Origin of the sequence: Kribbella sp. NPDC056861 (assembly GCF_040687575.1) — a bacterium.
Classification (GTDB): Bacteria; Actinomycetota; Actinomycetes; order Propionibacteriales; family Kribbellaceae; genus Kribbella.
In genome coordinates this window covers 864,661-883,473 of sequence record NZ_JBFBNQ010000001.1, presented here as the reverse complement: position 1 = coordinate 883,473, position 18,813 = coordinate 864,661, and the positions used below count along the sequence as shown (strand labels likewise).

At 68.3% G+C, this 18,813-nt stretch carries 19 protein-coding genes; 11 read left to right on the top strand and 8 right to left on the bottom strand.

All coding sequences use genetic code 11. The features are described 5' to 3' along the window. Positions 1–16: 16 nt before the first annotated feature. A complete protein-coding gene (locus AB0P21_RS03975) occupies positions 17–709 on the top strand; it encodes a GntR family transcriptional regulator (RefSeq protein ID WP_363693562.1) in 693 nt (230 codons plus the stop codon). A 9-nt stretch (positions 710–718) separates the two neighbouring features. On the opposite strand, the gene AB0P21_RS03970 is transcribed toward AB0P21_RS03975, so the two are convergent. Genes AB0P21_RS03970 through AB0P21_RS03960 form a run of 3 tightly spaced genes read right to left on the bottom strand, consistent with a single transcriptional unit; the run spans position 719 to position 2,073 of the window. After that, positions 719–1,189, bottom strand: coding sequence for a DinB family protein (locus AB0P21_RS03970; RefSeq protein ID WP_363693561.1), 471 nt, complete (start codon positions 1,187–1,189; stop codon positions 719–721). A 24-nt stretch (positions 1,190–1,213) separates the two neighbouring features. After that, positions 1,214–1,678 carry a PPOX class F420-dependent oxidoreductase gene (locus tag AB0P21_RS03965; RefSeq protein ID WP_363693560.1) on the bottom strand — a complete coding sequence of 155 codons (465 nt, stop codon included), beginning with the start codon at positions 1,676–1,678 and terminating at the stop codon, positions 1,214–1,216. Between the two features lie 17 nt (positions 1,679–1,695). Continuing rightward, on the bottom strand, positions 1,696–2,073 hold the full coding sequence (locus tag AB0P21_RS03960; RefSeq protein WP_363693559.1) for a hypothetical protein: 378 nt from the start codon (positions 2,071–2,073) through the stop codon (positions 1,696–1,698). A gap of 101 nt (positions 2,074–2,174) precedes the next feature. Between AB0P21_RS03960 and AB0P21_RS03955 the strand changes: the two genes are divergently transcribed. From AB0P21_RS03955 to AB0P21_RS03945, 3 genes are all read left to right on the top strand, one after another. Next, complete coding sequence (locus AB0P21_RS03955; protein ID WP_363693558.1) at positions 2,175–2,999, top strand: hypothetical protein; 825 nt, start codon at positions 2,175–2,177, stop codon at positions 2,997–2,999. Continuing rightward, complete coding sequence (locus tag AB0P21_RS03950; protein WP_363693557.1) at positions 2,999–5,443, top strand: DNA polymerase Y family protein; 2,445 nt, start codon at positions 2,999–3,001, stop codon at positions 5,441–5,443. Before AB0P21_RS03955 ends, AB0P21_RS03950 begins: the two co-directional genes overlap by 1 nt. Positions 5,444–6,418: 975 nt before the next feature. Further along, positions 6,419–7,246, top strand: a complete 828-nt coding sequence (locus AB0P21_RS03945) for an alpha/beta hydrolase (protein ID WP_363694415.1) — start codon at positions 6,419–6,421, stop codon at positions 7,244–7,246. Positions 7,247–8,308: 1,062 nt separating this feature from the next. On the opposite strand, the gene AB0P21_RS03940 is transcribed toward AB0P21_RS03945, so the two are convergent. Then, positions 8,309–9,094, bottom strand: coding sequence for a TetR family transcriptional regulator (locus AB0P21_RS03940; protein ID WP_363693556.1), 786 nt, complete (start codon positions 9,092–9,094; stop codon positions 8,309–8,311). Positions 9,095–9,230: 136 nt separating this feature from the next. On the opposite strand from AB0P21_RS03940, the gene AB0P21_RS03935 reads away from it, so the two are divergent. The 3 genes from AB0P21_RS03935 to AB0P21_RS03925 all read left to right on the top strand — a co-directional run bounded on the left by AB0P21_RS03935 (position 9,231) and on the right by AB0P21_RS03925 (position 12,048). Continuing rightward, positions 9,231–10,250, top strand: coding sequence for an aldo/keto reductase (locus tag AB0P21_RS03935; RefSeq protein WP_363693555.1), 1,020 nt, complete (start codon positions 9,231–9,233; stop codon positions 10,248–10,250). 37 nt (positions 10,251–10,287) lie between these two features. Continuing rightward, positions 10,288–11,118, top strand: a complete 831-nt coding sequence (locus AB0P21_RS03930) for an LLM class flavin-dependent oxidoreductase (RefSeq protein WP_363693554.1) — start codon at positions 10,288–10,290, stop codon at positions 11,116–11,118. 84 nt (positions 11,119–11,202) lie between these two features. Further along, positions 11,203–12,048, top strand: a complete 846-nt coding sequence (locus tag AB0P21_RS03925) for an SMP-30/gluconolactonase/LRE family protein (protein WP_363693553.1) — start codon at positions 11,203–11,205, stop codon at positions 12,046–12,048. Between the two features lie 147 nt (positions 12,049–12,195). On the opposite strand, the gene AB0P21_RS03920 is transcribed toward AB0P21_RS03925, so the two are convergent. The 3 genes from AB0P21_RS03920 to AB0P21_RS03910 all read right to left on the bottom strand — a co-directional run bounded on the left by AB0P21_RS03920 (position 12,196) and on the right by AB0P21_RS03910 (position 14,146). Beyond that, positions 12,196–12,561, bottom strand: a complete 366-nt coding sequence (locus AB0P21_RS03920) for a hypothetical protein (protein ID WP_363693552.1) — start codon at positions 12,559–12,561, stop codon at positions 12,196–12,198. A gap of 494 nt (positions 12,562–13,055) precedes the next feature. Beyond that, a complete protein-coding gene (locus AB0P21_RS03915) occupies positions 13,056–13,637 on the bottom strand; it encodes a dihydrofolate reductase family protein (protein ID WP_363693551.1) in 582 nt (193 codons plus the stop codon). Next, a complete protein-coding gene (locus tag AB0P21_RS03910; RefSeq protein ID WP_363693550.1) occupies positions 13,634–14,146 on the bottom strand; it encodes a pyridoxamine 5'-phosphate oxidase family protein in 513 nt (170 codons plus the stop codon). The genes AB0P21_RS03915 and AB0P21_RS03910 overlap by 4 nt, the downstream gene beginning before the upstream one ends. A 112-nt stretch (positions 14,147–14,258) precedes the next feature. Between AB0P21_RS03910 and AB0P21_RS03905 the strand changes: the two genes are divergently transcribed. Further along, the gene (locus AB0P21_RS03905) at positions 14,259–15,131 is read left to right on the top strand and encodes a LysR family transcriptional regulator (protein WP_363693549.1); all 873 of its coding nucleotides are present in this window, start codon (positions 14,259–14,261) and stop codon (positions 15,129–15,131) included. 24 nt (positions 15,132–15,155) lie between these two features. Continuing rightward, complete coding sequence (locus AB0P21_RS03900) at positions 15,156–15,755, top strand: acyltransferase (RefSeq protein ID WP_363693548.1); 600 nt, start codon at positions 15,156–15,158, stop codon at positions 15,753–15,755. Here AB0P21_RS03900 and AB0P21_RS03895 read toward each other — a convergent pair. Beyond that, positions 15,730–16,656: an aminoglycoside phosphotransferase family protein gene (locus AB0P21_RS03895; protein ID WP_363693547.1), complete on the bottom strand. Its 927-nt coding sequence runs from the start codon at positions 16,654–16,656 to the stop codon at positions 15,730–15,732. The genes AB0P21_RS03900 and AB0P21_RS03895 overlap by 26 nt on opposite strands. Before the next feature lie 58 nt (positions 16,657–16,714). Here AB0P21_RS03895 and AB0P21_RS03890 point away from each other — a divergent pair, with 58 nt between their 5' ends. Continuing rightward, positions 16,715–18,139: a serine hydrolase gene (locus AB0P21_RS03890; protein ID WP_363693546.1), complete on the top strand. Its 1,425-nt coding sequence runs from the start codon at positions 16,715–16,717 to the stop codon at positions 18,137–18,139. A 44-nt stretch (positions 18,140–18,183) separates the two neighbouring features. Next, positions 18,184–18,549, top strand: coding sequence for a VOC family protein (locus tag AB0P21_RS03885; RefSeq protein WP_363693545.1), 366 nt, complete (start codon positions 18,184–18,186; stop codon positions 18,547–18,549). The last annotated feature ends 264 nt before the right edge of the window (positions 18,550–18,813 follow it).

Here is an 18,813-nt window from a genome sequence, read left to right as displayed (position 1 = left end):
AGGCAGCCCACACCCCATGACCCGACGACTCGAGCTCACGCCCGGGGGACCGAGCGGCCGGCGCACGCTGGCAGAGGAAGCCGCTGCCGAGTTGCACGAGCTGATCCTGTCCGGTGAGCTCCCGAGCGGTACCGCGCTGCGGTTGGAGGAGCTGGCCAAGCGACTCGACATGAGCCAGATGCCGATCCGCGAGGGGCTGCGCCGGATGCAGGCGCTCGGACTGGTCGAGATCGTCCCGCACAAGGGCGCCTGGGTCCGCGAGCTGTCGATGGAGGACCTGCGCGACACCCACGAGACCCGGCTCTCGCTGGAGACCCTCGCAGTACGGGCTGCCGCGACGCGCTTCAGCGACGCCGACGCGACCCTGGCCCGGGCCGCCCTGGCCGAACACGTCCGGCTCTCGAAGGTCGGCGACATCATCGCCTCCCGGCAGGCCCACACCGAGTTCCACTTCGCCATCTACCGGGCCGGCGGCTCCCGCTGGCTTCCCCGCGCGATCGAGCCGGTCTGGCAGAACAGCGAGCGCTACCGCTTCGGCTCCCGCCAGACCAAGGCCCGGATCGAGCAGACCCGCCGCGAACACCAAGCCATCCTCGACGCCTGCCTGGCGCACGACGAGCCCGGCGCCGAAGCGGCTTTGCGCCAGCACCTCGAAGGCGCCATGCAGCGCATCACCGAGACGATGGCCCGCCGCTACACCAAGGACTGACGCGGCTGATCAACGGCCGGTCGAGCCGTCGATCTGCTCGCGGAGGATGTCCGCATGGCCGGCGTGCCGGCCGGTCTCCTCGATCATGTGCACCAACAGCCATCTCATCGACGGCGACTTCCCCTTCTCTGGTATCGAAGGAAGGGCCAGGTCCGGGCAGGTCTCGATGACCGCGTTGGACTGGGCGACAGCCTCGCGGTAGGCCGCGATCACGCTCTCGGCCGGCTCTGCCGGGTCGGCGTGCATCGTCGCCTCCCAGTCGCTGACCTCCTCGCCCTGGAAGTAGAACCGCTCGACAGAGGTGAGGTGTTTGACCAGCCCGAGCACGTTGGTGCCCGACGGTACGCCGGCGGTCCGGATCTGCGGCTCCGGTCCGGCGGTCGCCTTCTCCGCGATCGAGTTCCGCAGATAGTCGAGGAAGGCCACCAGCGTGGCCTTCTCGCCCTCACCACGGTCCCGCGGCGGCGGGTGGTTGCTCATCGAACTGCCCTTCCGTTGCTGTCGTCAGTCAGCCAGATGGGCCGGGAAGCCACCAGTGGCGACCGGCCCCCACTGCTCCGGCGTCACCCGGATCAGGCACTTGCCCTGCTTGCGCATCGCCTCGCGGTACTCGTCCCAGTCCGGGTGTTCCCCGGAGATCGACCGGAAGTAGTCCACCAGCGGCTCCACCGCCTCCGGCAGTTCGATCACCTCACCGCGACCGTCGACCTGCACCCACGGCCCGTTCCAGTCGTCGGAAAGCACCACCACACTGGTCTGCGCGTCCCGCTTCACGTTGTTGCTCTTGGCCCGCTCCGGGTACGACGAGATGACGATCCGGCCCTCGGCATCGACCCCACCCGACACCGGCGAGGCCTGCGGCGTACCGTCCGCGCGCCGGGTGATCAGCAGCATGTGATGGCGCGGGCGGACGAACTCCAGCAGCGCGTCGGTGTCGACCTGGGTGTTGGTGGCAATCGATTTCGGCATGCCACCACCTTCTCAGATCAAAGCACCGCGGTCTCCTGCAAGCTCAGCCAGCGCACGCCGTACCGGGCGGTCGGATCCGCGACCAGGACCGCGGTACTCCGCCGGGGCGACCCGACCGAATGCACCTCGAGGAACCGGCAGACCGAGACCTCGGCCGTCCGCAGTACCACCTCGAAGTCCTCGATCCCGATCTTCAACCCCGGTACTGCGTTCCGCGACCCGCCCAGCGCCTCCAGCAAAGCCGGCAGCGTCAGTTTGCTGCCGTCGAGGGCGATCAGCGTGAACTCGGGCCGGTGAGCCTGCCGCAGCTCGTCGAGCAGCGCCGGTTCGGCCTCGCTGCCCAGCCAGCGCGCGAGATCCTCGTGGTGCCGCTCGATCTCGGCCAGTTCGTTCACACCGGGAGTCTAGGTCCGGCGTGGGTGCTGTCCGGCCGGTTGTCCACAGCTGCCCGGCGCGCCGATTGACAGGAGTCGAACAGGTGTTCGAACATGGGGGTGTGACGGGGACTCCTGCGACCGAGCTACCTGCGCGTCCGGCTGATCGGAGCCCGGTGACCGCGCTGGATCAGGCACGCACGCTGCTGGCCCGCGCCAAGGAGCAGAAGGCCGCCCGGCTCCGGGAGGCGTCGAGCGAGCTGGTGGTGCCGACCGTGCTGGCGCCGCGGACGACCGAGACACGTGTCCAGCAAGCGCTGGACACGGCCACCGTCGACCGGGCGCTGCCAACTCTGCCAGCCATCTCCGACCTTTTGTCCGGCGGCGTACTGCGCGGCGGCTCGGTGTACTCCGTGCGCGGCTCCACTTCGCTGGTGATGGCGATGATGGCCGGCCCGTCCGCCGAGGGGGCTTGGTGCGGCGTGGTCGGGATGCCGTCGTTCGGCGCGGAGGCAGCGCGCGGCCTCGGGGTCGACCTCGACCGCCTGGTACTCGTCCCTGATCCAGAACGCGACTGGCTGAGCGTGGTCGCGGCCCTGGTCGACGCGCTGACGGTTGTCGTGGTCCGCCCGCCAGGGGAGGTGACGCCGGGGGAGGCGTCCCGATTGTCGGCGCGGCTGCGCACCCGAGGAGCGATGCTCATCGCGGTCGGTTCCTGGCCGGGAAGCGAAGCCCGCTTGGAGGTTCAGTCCTCCACGTGGGTCGGCCTCGGTGAAGGAGAGGGCTACCTGACCGCCCGCCAGGCCACCGTCGCTGTCACCGGCCGCGGCGCGAGCGTCCGGCCTCGACAGCACCAGCTCTGGCTTCCTGCCTTGGACGGCACCATCCGTTCGACCGAGTCGGTCCGCGCGTTCGAAGACCCCCTCCGGTGGGAGGCGGTGGGTTGATGAGTGTGTTCTCTGCTTCGGGCTCAATGACCACCCCGCTGCCGACGTCGCCTGCCGCACCGCCGCCGCTGCCCACCCTGCCGGCTACCCCGCCCACGCTGGCCACCGCACCCACGCCGCCGACCCCGCCGACGACCACCCTGCCGACACCGACGCCGCCCACGCCGCCCACGCCGCCGGCCACCCCGCTGCCGACGCCGTCCACCGCGCCGCCGACACTGCCCACCCCGCCAACGACGTCGCCGCGCACGGTGCCGACGCCGACGACCATCCTGCCGGCCACCCCGCCTACGCCGACGACCACCCTGTCGACGACGCCGCTGCCCACGCCGCCGGCCACCCCGCTGCCGACGCCGCCCGCCGCACCGACGCCGCCGCCGCCCACCGCACCGTCGCCGCCGCCGCCCACGGTGCCGACGCCGCCGACCACCCTGCCGACCACGACGTCGCCCACGCCGGCCACTCCGCCGACGCCGCCGCCCACGGTGTCGACGCCGCCGACCACCCTGCCGACCACGACGTCGCCCACGCCGGCCACTCCGCCGACGCCGCCGCCCACCCTGCCGCCGACGCCGACGACCCCGCCGACGACCACCCTGCCGACGACGCCGCCGCCCACACCGCCGACGCCGCCCACCCCGACCACCGCGCCGCCGACCCCGCCGACGCCGCCCACCCCGACCACCGCGCCGCCAACGCCTTGCGATCGGAACGAGACGCCGTCGCCAACTCGGACGATGGTGGTGTGGATCCCGGATTGGCCGGTGACGGCCGCCGCCGGGGCTGCCGGTTGTTCGCCGGAGGCTCCGGTCGCAGTGTTGGCGAAGGGGAGGGTGCTGGCCAGCTCGGCGGCAGCGCGGGCCGAGGGAGTGCGACGTGGACTGCGGGCGCGCGATGCGCAGTCGCGGTGTCCGGAGTTGGTGGTGCTGAAGTACGACCCAGTGATCGACGCCCGAGCCTTCGACCCGGTGATCAGCTGTCTGGAGGCGCTCACACCAGGCATCCAGGTGATCCGGCCGGGGATGTGCGCATTGAAAGCGCGTGGCCCAAGCCGGTTCTACGGGGGTGAGCCGAAGGCCGCGGAGAAGCTGCTCGACCGGCTCGAGACATTCGACGTACCGGGTGGGCGGGTCGGAATCGCTGACGGCCCGTTCGCTGCCGAGCAGGCAGCTCGGGCGAGCTCGGAGCGGACTCGCGTACTAGTGATCCCGAGCGGTGGGTCGGCGGAATTCCTCGCGCCGCTCACGGTCGACACACTCGAGCAGCCGTCCCTCACCGATCTACTCCGGCGACTGGGCCTTCGGTCACTCGGTGCCTTCGCCCAGTTGTCTCCGACCGAGGTGCTGACCAGATTCGGCCCGGACGGCGCGTTCGCGCACCGACTGGCTCGTGGCGACGACGACCGCCCGGTGGTCGCCCGGCAGGTGCCGCTCGAGCTGACCCGCAAACTCGACTTCGAGCCCCCGGTGGATCGGGTGGACCAAGTGGCGTTCGCCGTCCGGGCAGTCGCCGACGAACTGATCGAGAAGCTGACCAAGCTTGGCCTGGTCTGCACCACCTTGCGGGTCGAGGTCGGCACCGAGTCGGGCCGGGTACACGAGCGGGAGTGGCTACATCCACGCTGGTTCAGCCCCGCCGACCTCGTCGACCGCGTCCGCTGGCAACTGCAAGGCAGCGGCACGGCGACGAGCGAGCTGACGTCACCAGTGATACGGATCCGGCTGATCCCCGAACAGGTAGATCCAGTCGGCGCCCACGTCGACGGCCTCTGGGGCGGCGGCCCCGACGAGCGAATCCACCGAGCGCTGTCCCGGGTGCAGAGCATGCTCGGTCACGGGGGAGTGGTCTCCGTCGTGATCGGCGGCGGACGAGGCTTCCTGGAACGGCAAACCCTGATCCCCTGGGGCGACCGCCCAGTCCCGGCCAACCCCCCGGACCTCCCCTGGCCAGGCACGATCACCGGCACCAGCACCAGCACCAGCACCAGCGCCAGCACCAGCGCCAGCGCAGGCACCGGCACGACCACCGGTGCCGGGACCGGCACAGGCGCCGGCACCAGTACAGGGATAGGCGCCGGCATCGGGATAGGGACCGGGACCGGCACAGGCAGCCGATGGCCGGCACCGGCCCCCAGCTCGATCTACCCGACCCCAAAGCCGGCCACGGTGCTCGCAGCAGACGGCCGCCAAGTCTCGGTCAGCGCCCGCGGCGTCCTCTCCGGCGCCCCAACCGCCTTCCGCTTCGCACCGTCCCCCCAAGTTGCCGACAGCAACAAATTGCACCCGATCACCGCCTGGGCCGGCCCCTGGCCAGTCGACGAACGCTGGTGGGACCCCAACACCGAAACCCGCCTGGCCCGCTTCCAGCTGGTCGGCGCCGACGGCCGAGCCTGGCTCTTCGCCGTACGCAACAACCAATGGTGGACAGAAGCCAGCTATGACTAACCCGAACCTCCCACCGGCCACCCAGTGAGGCTCCCCGTCACCCGCCAACTGTCCTACGCCCGCCACCCGTCCCGCGCTCGCCACTCGTCCTGCGCATTCCGCTCGTGCTGCGCATGCAACTCGTCTTGCGCATGCAGCTCGTGCTGCGCTCGCCACCTGCCGTTTGGGCGCCGCGTACCCCCACCCGATGCGGTTCACCTCAACCCGCGCCAGCTCCACGCGCGCCGTCTCAACCCGCGCCAGTTCCATGCGCGCTGTCTCAAGCCGCGCCAGTTCCACACGCGCCACCTACCGCATGGCCCCCGCGTGTCTTGCCCGCGTCAGCTGTCCTACACACGCCAACTACCCCATGCACGCCACCTCCTTCAGGCGTGCCACCACCCACCCCACGGCCCCCGCCTGTCCGGCTCGCGCCAGCTCTCCTACGTCCGCCACTTGCCCCGTGCGCGCCGCCTACCGCATGGCCCTCGCCTGTTCGGCTCGCGTCACCTCTCCTATGTCCGCCACCTACCCCGCGCGCGCCACCTACCCAACAGCCCTCGCCTGTCTTGCCCGCACCAACTCTCCTGCGCCCGTCACCTGTCAGACACCGGCCATCGTCGGCACCTCACCCGCCCCCACCGACGCTTCGCCCACCATCCTCAACGGACCGCCCACCGACGCCTACGTCTCACCCGCCGCCAGCGACGCCAATTCCCAATGCAATGCCACTTGTCGTGCGCCCGACAACACCTACTCGCCGCTCACCGCCAACGCCACCACCTCCCCGCCCAGCGCCACCTGACCTGCGCCAGACTCCACCTCCTGGCCGCCTGCCACCGAGGCGACAAACCACCACAACGCAGTACGGCAGACCCTCCACACCCGACCTGAATCAGCCCAGTCGAACACCGCCCCCGAAGACGATCTACCGCCCCCATCACCCGGCTAATCTGCAGTGTGGACAAGCAAATAACGGTCGACGGCCGGGTACTCATGTACAGCGTGTACGGCGACCCGGACGGTGCACCGGTGATCTACCACGTCGGAACCCCGAGCACCCGCTGGCGACGCCCCGAAGCCATCCGCGACATCGAAGAATGCGGCGTCCAACTGGTCATCCCCAGCCGCCCCGGGTACGGCGGCTCCACCCGCAAACCAGGCCGAACCGTAGCGGACGTAGCAGAAGACGTGACCGCCCTAGCCGACGCACTCGGCTGGCAACAGTTCGCAGTAAGCGGCGGATCAGGCGGCGGACCACACGCACTCGCCTGCGCCGCACTCATACCCTCCCGCATCACCCGTTGCGCAATCAGCGGCAGCATCGCGCCCCCGCTTGTAGACGGCCCGGAACCAAGCGAAACCGAAGAAGACCCCCGCCGAGACCGCACCTCCTGGCGAGCAGCCCGCGGCGAGCAACTCATCAGACCCTCTCTCAACGAGACCGCCCGCAGCATCATGAAGTCAGTCGAAGCCGGCGGCCCCGAATTCCCACCCGACCCACACTTCCCCGCCCCACCAGCACCACCGGCTCGCGACGACCCAGCCGCAATGGCCCGCCTCACCGCTACCTTCGTCACCAGCCACGACGGCTGGACCGACGACCTAATCGCCCTCGCCACCGACTGGTCATTCGCCTTCACCGACATCCGAGTACCAACCAGCATCTGGTTCGGCTCCGCCGACACCCGAGCCCACAAACACGCCCAGTACCTCGCAGCCGAACTCCCACACGCAGAACTCATCCCCTACACCGGAGCCCACATCCAACCCCCACCCGCCTTCCGCACCATGCTCCACTGGCTCACAACCCCACCGACCTAACAACCACCACCCACGCAGACACCTGCGACCGCGAACCCCGCGCGACCGCAGGACGCCAACACCACCCAGCGCGAGCCGCGACCTCGCACCTTGCACTCCGCATGCATGCAGGACGTCGGCGCCGCCCGCGCAAACCGCAGGCCTGCACGAGAACCACGTGACGATTCCCGCGCAAGCACCTACGACCTAGCGCTCCGCATGACCGCTAGATGCTGGCCGCCTGGGTGGACCCGCCTAAACACCTGTGACCATGGACTCTGCACGATTGCAGGACGCCGATACCCACCGCCGCGCGAACCCGCGCGAACCCGCGCGAACCCGCGCGACGACGGTCTCCGCATGACCGCAGGACGTCGGCACCGCCCGCGAGAACCGCGCGAACACCTGCGAGCGGACTCCGCGCGACCGCAGGCCGCCGACAGCACCCTGGCGAACCTGCGCGAACAACCTGCGAGCACGGACTCCGCACAACCACAGGACGCCGACGCCACCCGGGCGAACCCGCGCGATCGCCCGTGCGAGCACCGAGTCCGCGCGCCTTGGACGCCCTACACGCACTGCACGCCCTGGACGCCCTGGACGCCCGCATCCTCGACCGACACCGCCAGGGCGAACACCCTGCAAACACGGACTCCGCACGACCACTGGACGCCGACACCGCCCACGCGAACCCCCACGCACCAGCACGGACTCTTCGGCGGAACCAGTCCGCGCCGGGCTATCCCTTTGGCTTCTCGATCTTGGCCAGCGTCTCAGGCGGAACCGCGACCCGGTATGCGACCTCGGCCCAGAACCCCGTCCCGGCCGGTGCCTGTCTCGTTGCTGCAGGCAACCTCTGCGTGCGCAAGTCGATGCGCCAACTGCTTCGCGGTGCTTCCGGCACGAGTTTCCACGCCAACTCAGGGCGTCGAGGACTCCCGAGTCAGGCGCACCCCGAACGGGTACCAGGGCACCGGCCGATGCGAGCTCACCACCAGCTCACCGCCAGCGGAGGACCGCATGCCCGCGTGGGTGCAGGATCCAAGCGGACTCCGTTTGTTGTCGGTTGCTCCTGGTGATCGGCTACTTGACGCGCAAGCCCGCGATCAGAAGCGAGACCATCCGGCGAGCGTCGTAGTACGGGCTGGTCTCTGCGCCTATGCAAAGGTTGCCGACGGCACGCATCAGCTCAAGAGCGTTGATATCGGACCGGATCTCGTCCGCAGCCGCGGCGGCGTCGAGGAGATCGCTGCAGACGGGGACGAGTCGGGAGATGAAGTAGGCGTGCAATGTTTGGAAGCCTGCTTCGTCAGACTGGAGTGCGCCGGCCAGGCCGTGCTTGGTGACTAGGAAGTCGACGAAGAGACTGATCCAGCTCCCCAGGGCGACATGCGGTGTACTTGAGTTGGCCAGCAGCTTGGGTCCAGCCTCGGCGCACGCTTCGACTTGATGCCGGTACACCGCGACTATGAGATCGGCTCGGGTTGGGAAGTGCCGGTAGATCGTGCCAACCCCGACGCCGGCTTTCGCGGCAATGTCGCGTACGGGCGCGTCGACGCCGGACGTGACGAAGGCTGCGGCCGCCGCGGCCAGCAACGTCTCCTCGTTGCGTCGAGCATCCGCGCGCTTCCGCGGCATCGCTGACTCCTGCGTCGGCTCCGATTCCTGCGTCGGCTCCGATTCCTGCGGCGCCGCCAGCTGCGACTTCTGCGGCGCTCCTGGCTTTGCGCTTTGCGGCGCGGCCGACTCGGGCTCGTGTAGCACCGGCGACCCCGGCTCCTGCAATGCAGGCGCCTCCGGTTTCTGCCGTGCTGGGGACTGTGACTTGCGCGGCGCAGCCGACTTTGGATCTCGCTTGTTGTCGGCCACTGCGCTGTTTCCTCCGCGTTTCGCTTGGCAAACGGAACAACGTTCCGTATGTTGGTTAGCGGAACGAGGTTCCGCTTCCCCTTGATGATGCCAGATCAGGCTGAGCGGGACCAACCCTTACCCAGGAGGATCAGTCATGCAGTACCGCACTTTGGGGCGTACCGGTGTGCAGGTCAGCACGCTCGCACTTGGCGCGATGAATTTCGGTCAGATCGGCCGGACTACCCAGGACGAGGCCACCGCCATCGTTGATGCCGCGCTTGAAGCCGGGGTCAACTTGATCGACACGGCTGACATGTATGGCCAGGGGGAGTCGGAGAAGATGGTCGGCAAGGCCATTGCGGGGCGCCGTGACGACCTCGTGTTGGCTACCAAGGCGACTATGCCGATGGGGGACGAGCGCAATCACCGCGGGAGTTCACGTCGCTGGCTGGTGGCTGAGCTCGACAACAGTCTGCGCCGACTTGGCGTCGACCACGTTGATCTTTATCAGGTGCACCGGTGGGACCCGACGACCAGCGACGAGGAGACTCTCTCGGCGCTGACCGATCTGCAACGCGCTGGGAAGATCCGGTACTTCGGCAGTTCGACGTTTCCGGCGTACCGGATCGTGCAGGCCGAATGGGCTGCTCGGGAGAACCGCTTGAGCCGCTATGTCACTGAGCAGCCCAGCTACTCCATCCTGCAGCGCGGGATCGAGACGCATGTCCTGCCTGTGACCGAGGAGTACGGCCTCGGCGTACTGGCGTGGAGTCCGTTGGCCTCGGGGTGGCTGTCAGGTGCGGTTCGCGAAGGCCGGGAGATCAACACCAATCGCTCGGGTGTTCTGCCGGAGCGATTCGACCTCACGATCCCGTCCAACCGTGCTCGGCTCGACGCGGTGGAGCGACTGGTGAAGGTCGCCGACCAGGCAGGCCTGACGCTGATCCAGCTTGCGCTCGGTTTTGTCACCGCACACCCGGCCGTGACCAGCGCCATCATCGGTCCTCGCACGCTGGAGCACCTGCAGTCGCAGCTCGCTGCTGCTGACACCGTGCTGTCCGCTGATCTGCTCGACGCCATTGACGAAATCGTTGCCCCTGGCATTGACCTTGCCCCGCAGGAGAAGTTCGACGCGCCGCCGGCTCTGCTCGACCCGGCGCTGCGTCGGCACTGAGAGGAACCCCATGTCGCAGACGACAAGTTTTGGAATCATGACCGCTCCACAGCAGGTCGCGTACGAGGACGTACTGCGGGTCTGGCGTGAGGCGGACGAGATTCCACAGATCGAGCATGCGTGGCTGTTCGATCACCTGATGCCGATCGGCGGCGACCCTGACGGGCCGATCCTCGAAGGCTGGACGCTGTTGTCGGCGCTCGCCGCGCAGACCCAGCGACTGCGCTTGGGGCTGCTCGTGACGAGCAACCGGGTCCGGCCGCCCGCGATCCTGGCCAAGATCGCTGCCACCGTTGACATCGTCTCCGGCGGACGACTCGACTTCGGGATCGGTGCCGGATCGCGGCCCAGCCTCCCGATGGCCCGGCGCGAGTACGACGCGCATGGTCTGCCGTATCTCGATGCGGCCCAGGCCGTGGAGAGTCTGGCCGAGGCGTGCACGGTGATCCGGCGCTTGTGGACCGAGACCGAGCCTTTTGATTTCCATGGTCGCCATCTCGACCTCACCGGCGCCTTCGGTAACCCGAAGCCGATCCAGCATCACGTGCCGATCATGATTGGCGGCCGCGCGATGTCGACGCTGCGCGTGGTTGCCGAACATGCCGATATCTGGAACCACACGGGCGAGGATCTGGCGGATGCCGTCAGCCGCAGTGGCCTGCTGGACCGGTACTGCGCCGAGATCGGCCGGGACCCCGCGGCGATCACCCGCTCGATCCACGTGCCGGTCTCGTACGAAGATCCCGCTGGCACGCGCGACACGATCGCCAAGGTGACCGCGGCAGGCTTCCGGCACGTCGTACTCAGCCTGCCGGCGCCCTATCCGGTCGGCGTCGCCAAATGGGTCGCGGAAGAGGTCATCGGGTAGCGCTGTCGATTTGGCCGGCCGCCTGTCGTGTAGGGGGTGAAGGCGTCGGTCAATCCGGCGATGTCGATCGAACGAGGTGGCGTGATGTCCGAACCGAAGGTCCTGCTCAGTGGTCTGGGGATTCCCGAATCGCCGCGGTGGCATGACGGCCGGTTGTGGTTCTGCAACTGGATCGGCCAGCAGGTGGTGGCCGTCGACCTGGACGGGACGACGGAGACGATCGACGTACCGGTCGAGCAGTTGATGGGGTGGTCGATCGACTGGCTGCCGGACGGCAGGCTGCTGATGACCGGCGACAAACTCAGGCGCCAGGAGCCGGACGGTTCGGTGGTTGTGCACGCCGAGCAGGGCGGGAACGAGATCGTCACGGACAGCCGGGGCAACGTCTATGTCAACGGCGCGGACTTCAACTTCTCCGGCGGCGAGGCGCCCAAGCCTGGCTACATCAAGCTGGTCGGGCCGGACGGCGGGGTTCGCGAGGTTGCGGGCGACATCCAGTTCCCCAACGGCATGATCATCACGCCGGATGGGCGGACGCTGATCATCTCGGAGTCGTTCGCCGGCCGGTTGAGCGCGTTCGACATCGATCCGGACGGAGGGCTGTCGAACCGGCGGGTCTTCGCTGAGGGGCTCGGTCCTGACGGCATCTGCCTCGATGCCGAAGGCGCGGTCTGGGTCTCGACCGGCGGCTCGTCGGTGGTGCGGGTCGCCGAGGGTGGCGAGGTCCTGCAACGGGTCGAACTCGACGAGAAACTGGCGCCGTTCGCGCTGGCGCTCGGCGGGCCGGACGGGCGCACCTTGTTCATCATGACCGCCGAGTGGCGCCCGGGCGACAGCATCACCGACAACCTCGGCCGGTTGGTCGAGGGGCCGCGCACTGGTGCCGTCCTCACGCTTCCGGTCGCGGTCCCGGGAGCCGATCGGCGATGAGCTCGTCATGATTTGACTCTATCGAACAGGTGTTCGAAAATCGAATCGTGAAGACAGACGCCGGAGCCGCTCGTTCGCGAGCGTTACCGGCGTCGACACTCTGGCTGTTGAGCGCAACTGCCAGTCGGCTTGTGGGGAGGGGGGAGGTCAGCCGAGGGCTGCGAGTAGGAATACCAGGAGCGCCAGGGCGACGATTCCTCCGGCGAAGGCCAGCAGGAACCCGAGGCCGTTTCGTTTGACCTTGCTGTGGCCGATGCTGCCGGCGGAGGCGAACTGGTGGTACGGCGAGGCGTAGAAGACCGGTACTGCTTGGTTCGGCTGGACCGTGCAGTCGAGGGCGGCCTTGCCGAAGGTTCGCATCCACTGGGAGTGGATGTCGATGTGTAGCGGGCCGGCGTAGACGGGGATGTCGTTGCGGCCGTATTTGACCGGGACGGGGTAGCCGTTGAGGCGAACCGTGGGCGGGATGACGTTGCTGGTCATCACGCTGCCCTGGATGGTCAGGTGCAGCATTCCCATAGGGACCTGGGGCTGGTATTGCTGCGGCGGGTGGGGCTGAGAGTGCGGCTGGTGGGGTGGCTGCTGCGGGTAGCTCATGCGGCCCAACGATAGAGCGGGGCAGGGGCCTGAGTAGGTCCGGTACTGCTGGTGTCGCTGGCCGGCTTGGGGTGGTGGTGAGCAGGTTGGCGCTGGGGGGTTCTGCCGGTGTCGCTGGTCGGCTCGAGGTGCTGGTGAGCAGGTCGGCCTGAGGTGCTGGCGAACGGGTCGGGTCTGCGCGATCCGTGGCGGTTGAGTGGTGTGTCGGGGTGTGGTGCGGGGGCGGGTGAGTGGTGTGTCGGGGTGTGGTGCGGGGGCGGGTGAGTGGTGTGTCGGGGTGTGGTGCGGAGGCAGTTGAGTGATGCGTCGGGGTCGAGCGCGGAGCTGGCTGAGTGACGCGCCGGGGTCGAGCACGAAGGAAGCCGAACGACGCGCCGGGGCGGCGTACGAAGTCAGCGCCGACACCATCGCTAACGGGTGCGCACGGGTCGGTAGCGGACGTTGATCTCTACCGACGGGATGTCGCCGTTGAGGAGTTCGAGGGGGATGGGCGAGCCGCCGGGGTTGTCGAAGAGACGGATGCCGTCGCCCAGAAGGACCGGGGCGATGTGCAGGTCGATCTCGTCGATCAGGTTGCGGGCGAGGAGTTGGCGGCCGATCGAGGCGGAGAAGATTTCGAGGTTCTTGCCGGCGGCTGCTTCGAGTCCGATTCGCGCCGCTTCGGCTACGTCGCAGGTGAGGAAGGTGGTGCCGGGGCTGGGCGGGGCGTCTTCGGGATGGTGAGTGAGGACGAAGACTGGTCCTTGCCATGCGCCGCCGTACGTCGCGCTGGCGTCGGGGTAGGCGTCGAAGCCGTCACGGCCGCCGAGGACGGCGCCGGTGGTTTCGACGTACTCCTGGATGAGGCCGGGGCGGGAGGCGGTGACTCCGTTCAGCCAGTTCATCGAGTGGTTCGGGCCGGCGATGAAGCCGTCGAGGGACATCGAGAAGTGCCAGAGGATCTTGCCGGCGGCGGTTTGCGGCCCGGTGTCGGGGAGTCCGGTGGAGGTCATCGGGTTGCCTCTTCGGGCGGTGGGGTGACGGCGAGCCGGGTGTCGACGGGGTTGTCGAAGCGTGGGTCGCCGCCTCGGATGAGTACGTGGTGCTGCTGGATCGAGGCCCGGTAGATCCGCAGGAGGCCGGCTGGTCCGACGTCGGCGAGATCGAGGTGCTTTTCGGTTGGTAGGCGGGAGTTGAGGAGTTCGAGGGCGGCTGATTGGGCAGTGTCGTCGACCTGGCTTGCGGTCGACTCGAGGTACAGGGCTTCGGCTTTGCCGATGGGCGCTTGGCTGTCGAAGAGGGTGATCGCCACTGTCGGAGAGTGCGCGAGGTTGCGGGAGTGGCGGCTGTCGGGGGAGGAGACCCAGAGCACGCTGTCGGTGCCGTCCGGGGCGAAGAACACCGGGGTGATCCAGGGGGTGCCGGTGGGGTCGACGGTTCCTAGTACGAGGTAGCGGTGCTGGGCGAGCAGGCGCGGCACCGTGGGCCACATGAGGTCATTGATGGGCAACTGCTCGGGCATGAAGAGGTTCTCCTTCGAGAAAGGCGCTGTCAGGACGATCCTGCGGGGTGGCGCCAGCCGGGATCAACGAGGAGATCGGCGCGATTGCTAAGTCGGGCTTAATAATGGGCAGATGGAGCGACAGGACATCGTGGTGTTTCTCGCCTTGGCCGAGGAGTTGCACTTCGCCCGGACGGCCGAGCGGCTCCTGCTGACGCCTGCCTCGGTCAGCCAGTCGATCAAGAAGGTCGAGCGTCGGCTCGGGGCTCCGCTGTTCACCAGGACTACCCGCCGGGTGGAGCTGACGCCGCTCGGCCGGCAACTGCTGGACGACCTGGCGCCGGCGTACGCGCAGGTCGAGGCGGCGATCGCGCGGGCGGTTGCGACCGGCCACGGACTGACCGGCGATCTGCGGCTCGGCTACATGTCCGCTGCCATCACGCGGCCGCTGCTGGCGCTGATCGACAGCTTCCGGGCCGGCACCCCGGACATCAAAGTCAGCATTCAGGAGACCACGCTGGCCGATCTGTACGGTCCCTTGCGCCGCGGCGAGGTCGACCTGTGTGTCCTCCCGCTGCCTGTCGCCGAGCCCGATCTCACCGTCGGCGCCACGCTGCTGTCCGAGACCGCGTTGCTCGCCGTCGCGGCTGACGATCCGCTCGCCCGGCTGACCTCGATCACGGCTGCCGATGTGGCGGATCAGACCTTCCTGTTCGCCGAAAACCTGCCCGGCTACTGGATCGATCACCACCTGCCGACGAACAGCGCGACCGCGAAGGTCACCAGCCTGGCCGGATTCCAGGAACTGCTCGCGTACGTCGTCTCCGGTCACGGCGTTGCCGTCGTCGGCGCCCAGACCGAGCAGTTCTACCCGCGCCCCAACCTGACCTGCGTGCCGCTCGAAGGCGATCCCACCTTCGACTACGCGCTGGTCTGGCGCACCGACGACGAGATCCCGCTGGTCAGGGCATTCCTGACTCATGTCATGAATCAACGAACATCCTGAGGCCCGCCGCGTAGCCTGCGGTGGGTGGACGATCTTGCGGCGCAGGCGAAGCTCTGGGTGCAGAAGTGGCGGTGGTACGAGCGCAATTCGCTGCCGTGGAATCGAGGGCGGATCCACTGGGAGCTGTTGCGCCGCGGGGCGTTCGCGCGCTGGCCGTTGCAGGGCAATGTGCTGGAGGCGCTGCGGGACGGCCGGCTCGAGGTCGGGGCGAACACGATGTTCGAGCCCAATGTGTGGATCACGGTGGGCGATCAGGCCAGGGTGCGGATCGGCGAGGGGACCTTCCTGAACATCGCCGTGATGGTGGCCGCGCTGGAGTTGGTCGAGATCGGGTCACACTGCATGCTCGCCAACGGGTGCTTCGTGACGGATGCCAATCACCGGTTCGATGATCCGGAGCGGCCGGTGCCGTGGCAGGGATTCGACTCCAAGGGGCCGACGCGGATCGGGGACAACGTCTGGCTCGGGGCGAACGTCGTCGTCACGAGCGGGGTGACGATCGGTGAGAGGTGTGTGATCGGGGCCAACAGCGTAGTCACGCAGGACATCCCGCCGTACTCCGTGGCGGCGGGCGCGCCGGCCAAGGTGCTTCGGGCGGTCACCTATCCGGGCAAGGACTCGTGAGCAGGTCCACCAGGGTGTCGACGAAGGAGATCAGCTGATCGCGACCGGCGCCTGTGCGGCCGCGACGATAGCCGTGGCGGCGGCCCCAGAAAGCGGTTTGGACTGCGTGCAGTTGAGCCCAGCGTCCGACACGTTCGCGGTCGAGCTCGGCGGCTTCGGCGAAGATGTCGAGGCAGCGCTGTAGACCCTTGGCGGGTTCGGCAGCCGGGAGGATCGTCAGCGCGCGCGTCTTGAGCAGGATGCCGGCGTCGTACGCCGGGTCGCCCGCGTAGCCCTTGGGGTCGACGGCCAGCCACGGTTCGCGGTCGGCTCGCAGGATGTTGCGGGCGTTGAGATCGCCGTGGATTAGCAACTCCGGCTGGTCGTGGCCGAGGTCGCGGATGGTCGCGCGGGCGGCATCCAGCGCAGCAAGCGAAAGGTTGTGTGGCAGCTCGCGGGAGTCGCGTTCCAGGTCTTCCGCCCAGGTGGTTGCCTGGTCACGCAGCCGGGGGAGATGTGGTGGCGCGGGGACTGCCAGTCGATGGCTGATCCGGCCGGCCACACCGGCGATCTCGTCTTCGTCGGCAACCATGGCGAGCGTTGCCGGGTGAGCCCGTTCGAGCAGCATCGCGAAGTGCTCGTCGTCCCGGTCATGCAGTACTACGGCCCCGCGTCCGGCCCAGGTTTCGAGCGCGTCTGGTTCATACCTGTTGCCTGGATGAGGAAACGACACCTTCAGTACTAGGTCGCGCGTCGGCACGATCACCCCGACTCCGCCGTACATGAGCTCGCCGTCCGGCACGCAGCCCCACCGATCGAGCAGGTCGGCGACCAGGGCGGGGAGCGTGGCGAGCCACGCAGTACCGGCTGCTCCTTCGCGCTCGACCGTGGTTCGGGCGAAGGCCTCCGGGATGTCGATCATCCGGAAGAGGCTACGCGCGCAGGGAAATTCGATTGCGCGGTCTTGTTACGTTGCGTGGATGGTTACTCAGCGCGCTCTGCTGCCTCGCTCGGCACCTTCCGCTGCGGGGGTTTCGGCGCGGGCGATCGGCGCACTGCTGGACAGTCTCGAGGCGCAGTCGGTCGAGTGTCACTCGATCATGATCGTCCGCCGTGGTCACGTGGTGGCGGAGGGCTGGTGGGCGCCGTACTCCGCTGAGCGGCCGCACCTTCTCTACTCGCTGACCAAGTCGTTCACCTCGGTTGCGGTGGGGCTTGTGATTGCCGACGGGCTTTTGTCGCTGGACGACCTAGTGGTGGACGTGTTGCCCGAGCATGTTCCCGCCGACATCTCTGCGCAGGGGCATCGGATCACCGTGCATCACCTGTTGTCGATGACGACCGGACACGACGCGGACAGTCTCGAAGAGGCCTGGCAGCTGGAGCCGGACGATCTGGTGAAGGGCTTTCTGCGGGTGCCGTTTCCTGATCCCGAGGGCACTCGGCATGCGTACGACAACGCGACCACTTTCGTCCTTGCGCGGATGGTCGAGCGGGTCAGCGGTCGCACGCTTCCGGAGTTGCTCGATGAGCGGCTCTTCCAGCCGATGGGCATCGAGGGCGCTGAGTGGGATCGGGTGGCGAGCGGTGCCGCCTTCGGGTTCCACGGGCTGCATCTCACCACTGAGGCCGTCGCGGCCTTCGGCGAACTGCTGCTGTGCGGAGGTGTCTGGGATGGTCGTCAACTCGTCCCGCGGGAGTGGCTGGAGCTCGCGACGCGTTCGCACGTCGAAACCTTGCCGCTGCCGGGCTGGTCGCAGAACCCTGACTTCCTCTGCGGGTACGGCTACCAGTTCTGGATCTCGCGGCACGGGTATCACGGTCACGGCGCCTTCGGCCAGTACTGCGTGGTCGTCCCGTCGCACGATCTCGTGATCGCCTTGACCGCCGCCATCGACCAGACAGACGCGGTACCGGGTGTCTTCTGGGACTGTCTGTTGCCGGGGTTGGACCAGGCGGGGAGCCCGGAGCAGGACGAGATCCTCGCTGAGCGGCTGCGGCAGTTGTCGTTCGTGCCGGTGGAGGGTTCGGCTGAGCCGACTCGATCCGGTACGGCGAGAGTCGATGCCTCTGTCGAGGGGTCGGCCCTCCCCGACGGAACCACGGTGGTCGTCGAACCTGTGGATGGGGGATGGCACCTGCAGCTCGGACCCGCGCTCAAAGTTGCCGTCGGGTACGGCGAATGGCGGGAGAGTTCACCGCTCGGCCGTCCTGTCGTCGCGGCGGGCGCTTGGCAAGGCGACACGTTCGTCGCCGACCTCTCTGTCATCACCACCCCGCATCGGGTGCGAGTCGTGCTGTCCGGGGACTCAGCCGTCGCGACGTGGAGCACCTTGCCGCTGACGGGTCCTGATCTGGCGTTGCATCTGCGGTCGCCGCTGATGACCCGGCCCGACGTCTCGTAGCCGATCCGCCGGCTGGGTATCTTCCGGGCATGCACAGAAGCCGAGTGTCTACTTTTCTGATCGACGTACCGAAGGACCAGGTCGCTGAGGCGACGACCTTCTGGACGGCGGCGCTGGGAGTCGAGGCGGATTCCGAACCGGGTGAGCCGCAGTACACCCGCTTGCACGACGCGCTGCCGGGGCTGGTGACCGCCATCCAGGCGGTTGACGACGCCCCGCGCTACCACTTCGACATCGAGACGGACGACGTCGCTGCCGAGGTCACCCGCCTGCTCGCGCTCGGCGCGGTCGAGATCGCCAGCTGGCAGGGCTGCCACACGCTGCGGGCTCCGGGCGGGCATCTGCTCTGCGTGATCCCGGTCCACAGCACCCCGGAGTACTTCGCGGAACACGCGAAGACCTGGTCCTAGGTCCAGGTGTTCAGTTTTCTGGCCGCCGCCGGGCAGGTGATCAGAAAACTGACCAGTCCGGGCCTTCAGCAACTAATGACGCAACGGGGGGATCTCGATCAGGTCACCTTCGGGTCACCGGGGTGGGAGGGGCGTAGCCCTGGTGTTGTGAATGCGTTCACCTAGTCGGGAAGAAGCTGGGGCGCACCGGTGTGGCCGGGGCAGAACTCGGTGGTGGGCCCAAGTACAGTAACGACCGGGACAGGGGCGCCGTTCGCGGTCGCC

Bases quoted from the DNA above. Each gene is read 5' to 3' on its own strand.
- AB0P21_RS03975 (WP_363693562.1), top strand. From the start codon at position 17: ATGACCCGACGACTCGAGCTCACGCCCGGGGGACCGAGCGGCCGGCGC.
- AB0P21_RS03970 (WP_363693561.1), bottom strand. From the start codon at position 1,189: ATGAGCAACCACCCGCCGCCGCGGGACCGTGGTGAGGGCGAGAAGGCC.
- AB0P21_RS03965 (WP_363693560.1), bottom strand. From the start codon at position 1,678: ATGCCGAAATCGATTGCCACCAACACCCAGGTCGACACCGACGCGCTG.
- AB0P21_RS03950 (WP_363693557.1), top strand. From the start codon at position 2,999: ATGAGTGTGTTCTCTGCTTCGGGCTCAATGACCACCCCGCTGCCGACG.
- AB0P21_RS03945 (WP_363694415.1), top strand. From the start codon at position 6,419: ATGTACAGCGTGTACGGCGACCCGGACGGTGCACCGGTGATCTACCAC.
- AB0P21_RS03935 (WP_363693555.1), top strand. From the start codon at position 9,231: ATGCAGTACCGCACTTTGGGGCGTACCGGTGTGCAGGTCAGCACGCTC.
- AB0P21_RS03930 (WP_363693554.1), top strand. From the start codon at position 10,288: ATGACCGCTCCACAGCAGGTCGCGTACGAGGACGTACTGCGGGTCTGG.
- AB0P21_RS03925 (WP_363693553.1), top strand. From the start codon at position 11,203: ATGTCCGAACCGAAGGTCCTGCTCAGTGGTCTGGGGATTCCCGAATCG.
- AB0P21_RS03920 (WP_363693552.1), bottom strand. From the start codon at position 12,561: ATGCTGCACCTGACCATCCAGGGCAGCGTGATGACCAGCAACGTCATC.
- AB0P21_RS03915 (WP_363693551.1), bottom strand. From the start codon at position 13,637: ATGACCTCCACCGGACTCCCCGACACCGGGCCGCAAACCGCCGCCGGC.
- AB0P21_RS03910 (WP_363693550.1), bottom strand. From the start codon at position 14,146: ATGCCCGAGCAGTTGCCCATCAATGACCTCATGTGGCCCACGGTGCCG.
- AB0P21_RS03905 (WP_363693549.1), top strand. From the start codon at position 14,259: ATGGAGCGACAGGACATCGTGGTGTTTCTCGCCTTGGCCGAGGAGTTG.
- AB0P21_RS03895 (WP_363693547.1), bottom strand. From the start codon at position 16,656: ATGATCGACATCCCGGAGGCCTTCGCCCGAACCACGGTCGAGCGCGAA.
- AB0P21_RS03890 (WP_363693546.1), top strand. From the start codon at position 16,715: ATGGTTACTCAGCGCGCTCTGCTGCCTCGCTCGGCACCTTCCGCTGCG.